General features: G+C 65.7%; 10 protein-coding genes. 5 read left to right on the plus strand and 5 right to left on the minus strand.

Going from position 1 to position 7,707, the window contains the following annotated elements; all coding sequences use genetic code 11:
* Positions 1 to 161 precede the first annotated feature (161 nt).
* Positions 162 to 992 carry a dienelactone hydrolase family protein gene (locus AC27VN_RS26330; protein WP_490878431.1) on the plus strand — a complete coding sequence of 277 codons (831 nt, stop codon included), beginning with the start codon at positions 162 to 164 and terminating at the stop codon, positions 990 to 992.
* Between the two features lie 59 nt (positions 993 to 1,051).
* The gene (locus AC27VN_RS26335; protein ID WP_490878432.1) at positions 1,052 to 2,029 is read left to right on the plus strand and encodes a nucleoside hydrolase; all 978 of its coding nucleotides are present in this window, start codon (positions 1,052 to 1,054) and stop codon (positions 2,027 to 2,029) included.
* Between the two features lie 31 nt (positions 2,030 to 2,060).
* Here the strand turns inward: AC27VN_RS26335 and AC27VN_RS26340 are convergent, their stop codons facing one another.
* The 3 genes from AC27VN_RS26340 to AC27VN_RS26350 all read right to left on the minus strand — a co-directional run bounded on the left by AC27VN_RS26340 (position 2,061) and on the right by AC27VN_RS26350 (position 3,541).
* Complete coding sequence (locus AC27VN_RS26340; RefSeq protein ID WP_490878433.1) at positions 2,061 to 2,489, minus strand: hypothetical protein; 429 nt, start codon at positions 2,487 to 2,489, stop codon at positions 2,061 to 2,063.
* Between the two features lie 9 nt (positions 2,490 to 2,498).
* Positions 2,499 to 3,146 carry a hypothetical protein gene (locus AC27VN_RS26345; RefSeq protein ID WP_490878434.1) on the minus strand — a complete coding sequence of 216 codons (648 nt, stop codon included), beginning with the start codon at positions 3,144 to 3,146 and terminating at the stop codon, positions 2,499 to 2,501.
* Between the two features lie 71 nt (positions 3,147 to 3,217).
* Entirely contained in the window at positions 3,218 to 3,541 is a 324-nt protein-coding gene (locus AC27VN_RS26350) for a winged helix-turn-helix transcriptional regulator (protein ID WP_093354062.1), read from the minus strand.
* Between the two features lie 141 nt (positions 3,542 to 3,682).
* Here AC27VN_RS26350 and gstA point away from each other — a divergent pair, with 141 nt between their 5' ends.
* Entirely contained in the window at positions 3,683 to 4,315 is a 633-nt protein-coding gene (gene gstA / locus AC27VN_RS26355; protein WP_490878435.1) for a glutathione transferase GstA, read from the plus strand.
* Between the two features lie 9 nt (positions 4,316 to 4,324).
* Here gstA and AC27VN_RS26360 read toward each other — a convergent pair whose 3' ends face one another.
* Together AC27VN_RS26360 and AC27VN_RS26365 are read right to left on the minus strand one after the other, a co-directional pair.
* On the minus strand, positions 4,325 to 4,654 hold the full coding sequence (locus AC27VN_RS26360; protein WP_208509857.1) for a peptidyl-tRNA hydrolase: 330 nt from the start codon (positions 4,652 to 4,654) through the stop codon (positions 4,325 to 4,327).
* A 45-nt stretch (positions 4,655 to 4,699) separates the two neighbouring features.
* The gene (locus AC27VN_RS26365; protein ID WP_490878436.1) at positions 4,700 to 5,140 is read right to left on the minus strand and encodes a surface-adhesin E family protein; all 441 of its coding nucleotides are present in this window, start codon (positions 5,138 to 5,140) and stop codon (positions 4,700 to 4,702) included.
* A gap of 118 nt (positions 5,141 to 5,258) precedes the next feature.
* Between AC27VN_RS26365 and AC27VN_RS26370 the strand changes: the two genes are divergently transcribed.
* Entirely contained in the window at positions 5,259 to 7,016 is a 1,758-nt protein-coding gene (locus AC27VN_RS26370; protein ID WP_490878437.1) for an amidohydrolase, read from the plus strand.
* 156 nt (positions 7,017 to 7,172) lie between these two features.
* A partial coding sequence (locus tag AC27VN_RS26375; protein ID WP_490878438.1) for an alpha/beta hydrolase family protein occupies positions 7,173 to 7,707 on the plus strand: 535 nt, incomplete at its 3' end.

Raw genomic sequence — 7,707 nt, forward strand, 5'->3', positions numbered from 1 at the left:
GAGGCGAAGGCACCGGGCAGCACCAGGATCGTGAAGTCGTGCATGGGGAAGCTTTGTCCGATTTGGCCCTGAAACAGTCAAACAGGACACTGCCATTCTGAACGGCCGGTGGGCCCAATACAAGCTTCATCCACCCCGCTGCCCAACCCACTGCCCACGCCATGACCCACGCACCCGCCACCCGCCCGCTCGACCGCGATGACCCGCTCGATGACTTCTCTTCACGCGAGATCGAACTCGATGGCGTCGCCAAGAAGGTCTACCTGATGGGCAGCGGCCCCGCCGTGATCGTGATGACCGAGATGCCCGGCATCAGCCCGCAGGTGGCGCGCTTCGCGCGCTGGGTGCGCGATGCGGGCTTCACCGTCTACATGCCCTCGCTGTTCGGCCGCGACGGGGCCGTGCCGCAGGCCGAGGAAGGCGCGGCCGTGTTCAAGCGCGCCTGCGTGAGCGCCGAGTTCCGCGCCTTCGCGTCGAACGCCTCGAGCCCCGTCACGCAGTGGCTGCGCGCGCTCGCGCGGCTCGCGCACGCCGAATGCGGCGGCCCCGGCGTGGGCGCGATCGGCATGTGCTTCACCGGCAACTTCGCGCTGTCGATGATGCTTGAGCGCGCCGTGCTCGCGCCCGTGGTGTGCCAGCCCTCGCTGCCGCTCGACGACGCGGCAGGCACCAACGTGGCCGCCGACGAGCTGGCCGCCGTGCGCGAGCGGCTGGAACGCGAGGACCTGACGGTGATGGCCTATCGCTTCGAGGGCGACAGGTTCTGCAAGGCCGAGCGCTTTGCCGCCTTCTCGCAGGCGCTCGGCGACCGCTTCGTGGCGCGCGTGCTGCCCGACAGCGCGGCCAACCCCGTCACGCCGCCCTTCTTCGCCCAGGTGGTCGCGAGCCCGCACAGCGTGGTCACCGCGCACCTGATCGACGAGGCCGGGCAGCCGACCATCGCGGCGCGCGACGAGATCCTGGCCTTCTTCGCCAGGCGGCTCCTGGGCTGAAGCTCTGGCAGACTGGCTGCCCGCAGGCGCGCGCTCCGTCGTGCCTGCATGGAGCCCGCATGCCGACGAACACGCCCCCGCTTTCCGACGACACCACCGTCCACACGCTGATCATCGACACCGACCCCGGTGCCGACGACATGATCGCGCTGCTGCTCGCCATGGCCTCGCCCGAGCGCCTGAAGATCCAGGCACTGACCACAGTGGCCGGCAACGTGCCGCTCGCCAAGACCTCGCGCAACGCGCGGCTGGCGCGCGAGTGGGGGCAGCGGCCCGACATTCCGGTCCACGGCGGCGCGCAGCGTCCCTTGCTGCGCACGCCGATCTACGCCGCCGACATCCACGGCAGCGAGGGCATCACCGGCGTGCAGGTGCACGAGCCCGCGCAGCCGCTGGCCGAAGGGCATGCGGTCGACTACCTCATCGACACCCTGCGCGCCGCGCCCGCGCAGAGCGTGACGCTCGCGATGCTCGGCCCGCAGACCAACCTCGCGCTGGCCCTGGCGCAATCGCCCGACATCGTGCGCGGCCTGCGCGAGCTGGTGCTCATGGCCGGCGCGCACTTCAACGGCGGCAACATCACGCCGACGGCCGAGTTCAACGTCTTCGCCGATCCGCATGCGGCCGAGATCGTGCTCGGAAGCGGCGTGCCGATCACCATGCTGCCGCTGGACCTCACGCACAAGGTGCTGGCCACGCCCGAGCGCATCGCGCGGCTGCGCGGCCTCGGCAACCAGGCGGGCCGGATCGTGGCCGACATCCTCGATGCCTACGTGCGGCACGACATGCAGTACTACGGCCTGCCCGGCGGGCCGGTGCACGACGCCACCGTGATCGGCTACCTGCTGCAGCCTTCGCTGTTCGGCGGCCGATGGGTCAACGTGGCGATCGACAGCCGCGAAGGGCTGGGGTTCGGGCAGACGGTGGTGGACTGGTATGGGGCGCTGAAGAAGCCGGCGAACGTGCGCTGGATCGCGGAGGGGGATGCGCAGGGGTTCTTCGATTTGCTGACGGAGGGGATCGGGCGCTTGCCTTGAGTTGCACTGCTTGAATGACGGCGCTGTTTCGTCATTTCTCTCGAGAGCGTCCAATGGACTCGAGCACCTCGACGGCTTTCCGCAGCTCCGTCCATTCCGGAGGCAACTCGTGAACCCACTCGAGGCTGCAGCCATTGAACCCCGATCGAATGATCAACCGGTACGTCGTGGGATGGATGTAGGCCAGGTCTCCCAGGGCTGCGACACCGACTCTTGCCGTTCGGATCGAGCTCAGCAGATCCGCCGCCAAGCCCTGCTGCAATTGAAATGGAAGCCCCTGTCGGCTCTCCTGGATCGGCAGGTCCTGCATCCAATCCATGCCCACGAACTCCGTTTTCCAACAGCGGGTGATGCAGGTGTCCGGGGCGATCTCATCGATCTCGACCCAGACGGCAACACCCACCTGATTCGGCCGCTCGAACGGAGGAGACGCGACGAACTGGACGGTCCAGGTATTCATTGCCGATCGCTATTGCTGGGTAACGTTCGGACCACCGCCCGCCGCAACGCAGGAAAGAAACATCCTGCGGCTCAATCCATTGAACTGATCGACGCCCGAGCTTGCGTAGACGTCGTCAATGATCGAGCCCAGGATCCTGCCGGTGGATGGGGAGTTCGCCGCGAGCAATGTCGCCCTGGCTTGATCGATCGTCCTCCCTTGCTCCTTGAGCCCGTAGACATAGCGCGGCACCTTCAGTACTCCAAAGCAGGACTGAGAAATCGCGTGGTGTCTGGCTTCAACGGGAAGGTGGAGTACCTTGGCGCATCGCATGAAGCGTTCTCCAGCCAGTGCCTCCGGCGTGATCGACTCGCGAGAGAACTGGTCCAAGTCCAGCAGGTCTTCCTCTATCGCCTGGCTGCCAAGAGAAGCCTTCGTGACGTCCCGCGCCTTCTGAGGCGTGATCTGGTTCTCTCGCAGAAGACTGGTCAGTTCCCACAAGCGCTTCGAGTAGTGAAAGCAATACTCCAATTCCGGCCCGCCCCCGGAACCAACAGGAACAGGGTAGTCCGCCAGGCTGCCAAATCCCGGTGGCTTCGCTTGCGGGGCATTCGGCGGGCTCGAGCAACCCGCGGCAAGGGCGATCAGCAAAGAGAGAACGATGCGATTCGTGATCATTGTTGGGTGCTTTTTGGTTGAGCCACGAAGGTGCATGGAGAGAATGAAGGCAACCCGGTCGAGCGAACGCCTCAGCCCGCGGCCCTGGCCTTCAGCCACAACCCGAACTCCATCATCACGCTGACGACAGGCTTCAGGCGCTCGCCGTCCGGCGTGAGCTGGTACACGACCTTGACCGGAACCGTGGCATGGACGGTTCGCTGCACGAGCCCGGCCTCCTCCAGCGCGCGCAGGTCCAGGGTCAGCGAGCGCTGGGAAATGCCGGGCACGTCGCGGCGCAATTCGTTGAATCGCTTGGGTCCGTCGACGAGATAGGACACCAGCAACAGCCGCCAGCGGCCGCCCAGGAGGCGCATGGCTTCCTCGACGGAGCAACCCGAGACGTTCGATTTCATAGCACGCGAGTGAGAAGAGGGCCGCAGGTATATTTTTTTAACCTAGAGGCAGTTTATGTGCCTTCTTCCAAATCCAGGCCCGGTTCTTAACATGGCCCGAGGTGCTCTCCAGCGCCGTACCTCCCGCCCATCGAAGAACCCATGAAGCTCTACTACATCCCCGGCGCCTGCTCGCTCTCGCCCCACATCGTGCTCAACGAACTGGGCCTCGACTTCGACCTCGTCAAGGTCGACCACAAGACGCACAGGACGCAGGACGGCCGCGACTTCCGCGAACTCAGCCCCTTCGGCTATGTCCCGCTGCTCGAGCTCGACGACGGCACGTTGCTGCGCGAAGGCCCCGCCATCGTTCAGTACCTGGCCGACCTGAAGCCGGCGTCGCGCCTGGCGCCGGAGAACGGCAGCCTCGAGCGCTATCGCCTGCAGGAATGGCTGAGCTTCCTGACCTCGGAAATCCACAAGGGCTTCATTCCCCTGCTCTATGCCGTGCTCGCCGGAAAGTACGGCGTCGAGACGGCGAAGCCCAAGCTCGAGCAGCGCTATGCCTGGATCGACGAGCATCTTGCCGGCCGCGACTACCTGATGGGCGATGGCTTCACGGCCGCCGACGCGTACCTCTATGCGCTGACCCAATGGGGCCAGGCCGCGTGGCTGGCGTCCGTCTACAGGGCCGACATCCATTTCGATGGGCTGGACAACCTGCGGGACTGGTATCAACGCGTGCGGGCGCGGCCCGCGGTCCGCAGGGCGCTCGATACCGAAGGGCTCAAGTAAGACGCGTCATCAGGACTCCGGCACGGCAGGCGGCGCATCTTTGTAGAGCCGAAGAAACTTGAACATCTTCGGCCACTCTTCCCGAGGCTTGAAGACGATCGCCACCTCCCGGTTCTCCAAGGCGGATTCGGTCAAGACCAGATGGTCCGCGACCTGTTTCGCATTCTCGAACTCCTTGGCATTTGCCTTGCAGACCGCCTTGAAGAAAGGACCGGCCAGCCATTGCCGCGTTTCGGGCTCGTCCTGAAACTTGAGATAGCCGGCCAGCGAGGCATGGGCGACCGCGACCATCGCAAAGCCCAACGGAATGTCGTCTCGAACCAGGATGTACATCTTCATGCGATTGCGCACGCCGCGGGCGTGTCCTTCCTCGGTTGGCACCGATCAACGCGCTCCGGCGCACACGTTCTTGAACACGATCCCGCTCACCGTCGTCGGCCCGCCCACCGCCTTCCACTCGCTGCGCCGGCTCAGGTCGATGTCGTGCGCTTCCAGCGGCCCGTTGTGGCTCACGACGCGGCGCATCTTCTCGCGCGCGCCCTTGCAGTCGTAGTCGTAGAGGTAGCGCGAAGTGCGGAACGGTGTCTTGCCGACATCGGTCTGCAGTTCGTCGTAGCGGTAGAGCGTCCAGGCCTCGACGGCATCGCCGTGCGGACGGATCGAATCGCGCCGCAGCAGCACCTTCTTGCGCGCGGTGGACGCGATCTCGGTCCAGTCCTCGGCGGCTTGTGTGGGTATCGATGCCAGCAGGCTCGCCACCGCGCAAGCCGATGCCACGAGGCATCGCACCGTTGCGGTGCCGTGTGCGAGTAGGCGCAGCGTCATCTTTTCCTCCTGGCTCCACCAAAACAAAGCCACTGGTTCTATCGAATCGCAAGGCTCTTTCGTAGATTGAATCCGGCGCCAACGTTCTGGCCCGGTTCACGCAAGGGAGTAATCTAAGATGAAAAGTGCCTTTTTTCAGGGCAAGGTGCGCTCGCGTTCCCGATCGATCGGCGCGGCACTTCTTCTTGCCGTCAGCGGCATGGCCATGGTGGGTTGCAGCGGGGGTGGCGGAAACGGGGGGTTGGAGATCGGCGCGTCTGTCCCTCCAGCACCGCCGGCACAACTGATCTACAAGAACGGCACGGTCCTGACGCTCGACGAAAACAACTCGGTCGCTCAGGCCGTCGCGATTTCCGATGGCAGGATTCTCGCCGTCGGCGCATCGAACGCGATCGAAAAGCACATCGGCAGCGCGACACGGGTCATCGATCTCGGCGGCAGGACGCTGATCCCCGGCATCTACGATGCGCACAGTCATCTTGTCTTCGCGGGCACCAACCTGCTGTTCGAGGCCGATCTCAACAGCCCGCCGATCGGGCCGGTGCAGGACCTCTCGCAGTTGCTGTCGGTCCTCGAGGAACAAAGGGCCAAGCTCGGACCGGACGCATGGATCACCGGTTTCGGCTACGACGACACGCTCCTCGCCGAGAAGCGCCATCCGACCCGCGCGGATCTCGATCGGGTCTCGGCGACGCAACCGATCCTCATCACCCATGTCTCGGGCCATCTTGCCGTGGCGAACAGCGTCGCCCTGGCCTTGGCCGGCATCGACGCCGCGACGTCCGATCCATCGGGTGGCGTGATTCGAAAGGATGCGAGCGGTGAACCGGATGGCGTGCTCGAGGAGACGGCCGTGCAGATGGTGGGCGGGCTCAAACCACCACTGACGGCGGCACAGGTGCAGGCCGCGACCCAAGCCATCAGCGCGCTCTATGCATCCCGCGGGGTGACGACGGCCAGCGACGGTGCGAGCGGTGCCGACGGCATCAAGGCCCTCGAAGCGGCGGCGCAGGCAGGTGACCTCGCCATTCGCGTGGTGGCCTTGCCGACGAGCATGTCCGGACTCGATACGGTCGATCTCAAGAGCAAGAAGGTGAAGATCGGCGGCATCAAGACCTTCGCCGACGGCTCGATCCAAGGCTATACGGGTTACCTGGGACAGCCCTACCACACGCCCTTCCATGGCGACGCGAGCTACCGAGGTTTTCCGCGTGCGGATCGCGAGGCACTGGCGCAACAGGTTCTCGGTCATCACAAGGCCGGCCGCCAGTTGCTCGTGCACGGGAACGGCGATGCGGCCATCGACGACATCCTCCATGCCTTCAGGCGCGCTCAGGAAGAAGCACCGCGCAGCAACGCACGTCACACGGTGATCCACTCGCAGACGGTGCGCGAGGATCAACTCGACGAGATGAAAAGGCTGAACGTGATTCCGTCCTACTTCATCCTTCACACCTACTACTGGGGCGATCGGCACCGCGACGTCTTCCTCGGACCGGCGCGTGCGGAGCGCATCAGTCCGGCGCGATCCACGGCGGACCGTGGCATGGTCTACACCATTCATGCCGATACGCCCGTGGTGCCGATGGACCCGATGCGGCTGATCTGGGCCGCCGTGAACCGCGTATCGACAAGCGGCGCAGTGATAGGGCCTGCGCAACGCGTCAGTGCGATCGATGCGCTTCGCGCGACGACGATCAACGCGGCCTACCAGAACTTCGAGGAAAAGGAGCGCGGCTCCATCGAAGTCGGCAAGTGGGCGGATCTTGTCCTGCTCTCGGCCAATCCCGCAGCGGTGGATCCATCGGCCATCAAGGACATCCGCGTGCTGGAGACCGTGCTCGAAGGAAAGACCGTCTATCGAACGACGGACTGACCCACCAAAGGCGCATGACCGCTCCGGCCCACGAGGCCTCGACACCCCACCCGGTCGTTTCGCGCCGCCTTTCGCGCACTTCATCGCATTCGCCTGGCCGCCGCGCCGTCCCGCGGCAACCATGCGCACTCCACCGCCCCCGCCATGGAGACCCCGATGCGCGCCACTGCCCTCCTCTCTCGCCACACCCTGCTGCTCGCCTCGGGCCTGCTGCTGTCCTGCCAGTTGCTGGCCGCCGAGGCCGGCTGGCGGCAGGTCCGCATTCCGGGCGCCACGCCCGACGCCGCGCCGACCGTGGTCGCGCTCTACTACCCGACGCAGGCCGCGTCTCGCACGACGGCCATGGGGCCGTTCACCGTGCGCGCCGCGATCCAGGCGCCGCCCGACGAGAAGTTCAAGGGCTTGATCCTGCTGAGCCACGGCCTCGCCGGCACCGAGCTGGGACACAACAGCCTGGCCGAGGCGCTCGCGCGCGCGGGCTACCTGGTGGCGGCACTGCGCCATCCGGGCGACAACTGGCAGGACAGCGCGCTGCTGAAACAGGGCGGAGCCGCCTACTTCGGCGAACGGCCGCGGCAGGCTTCGCACGTGATCGACGCCCTGCTGCAGGACCCGCAATGGAAGGACCGGATCGCGCGCGACGACCAGGGCCCGCGCATCGGCGCCGTGGGCCACTCGGCCGGCGGCTACA

The organism is Variovorax sp. 20P10.2.4 (assembly GCF_058244205.1).

What these genes read in the sequence shown, in the direction of transcription:
- AC27VN_RS26340 (WP_490878433.1), bottom strand. Translation starts at nt 2,489, where the DNA reads ATGAATACCTGGACCGTCCAGTTCGTCGCGTCTCCTCCGTTCGAGCGG.
- AC27VN_RS26345 (WP_490878434.1), bottom strand. Translation starts at nt 3,146, where the DNA reads ATGATCACGAATCGCATCGTTCTCTCTTTGCTGATCGCCCTTGCCGCG.
- AC27VN_RS26350 (WP_093354062.1), bottom strand. Translation starts at nt 3,541, where the DNA reads ATGAAATCGAACGTCTCGGGTTGCTCCGTCGAGGAAGCCATGCGCCTC.
- AC27VN_RS26335 (WP_490878432.1), top strand. Translation starts at nt 1,052, where the DNA reads ATGCCGACGAACACGCCCCCGCTTTCCGACGACACCACCGTCCACACG.
- gstA (WP_490878435.1), top strand. Translation starts at nt 3,683, where the DNA reads ATGAAGCTCTACTACATCCCCGGCGCCTGCTCGCTCTCGCCCCACATC.
- AC27VN_RS26365 (WP_490878436.1), bottom strand. Translation starts at nt 5,140, where the DNA reads ATGACGCTGCGCCTACTCGCACACGGCACCGCAACGGTGCGATGCCTC.
- AC27VN_RS26360 (WP_208509857.1), bottom strand. Translation starts at nt 4,654, where the DNA reads ATGAAGATGTACATCCTGGTTCGAGACGACATTCCGTTGGGCTTTGCG.
- AC27VN_RS26370 (WP_490878437.1), top strand. Translation starts at nt 5,259, where the DNA reads ATGAAAAGTGCCTTTTTTCAGGGCAAGGTGCGCTCGCGTTCCCGATCG.
- AC27VN_RS26330 (WP_490878431.1), top strand. Translation starts at nt 162, where the DNA reads ATGACCCACGCACCCGCCACCCGCCCGCTCGACCGCGATGACCCGCTC.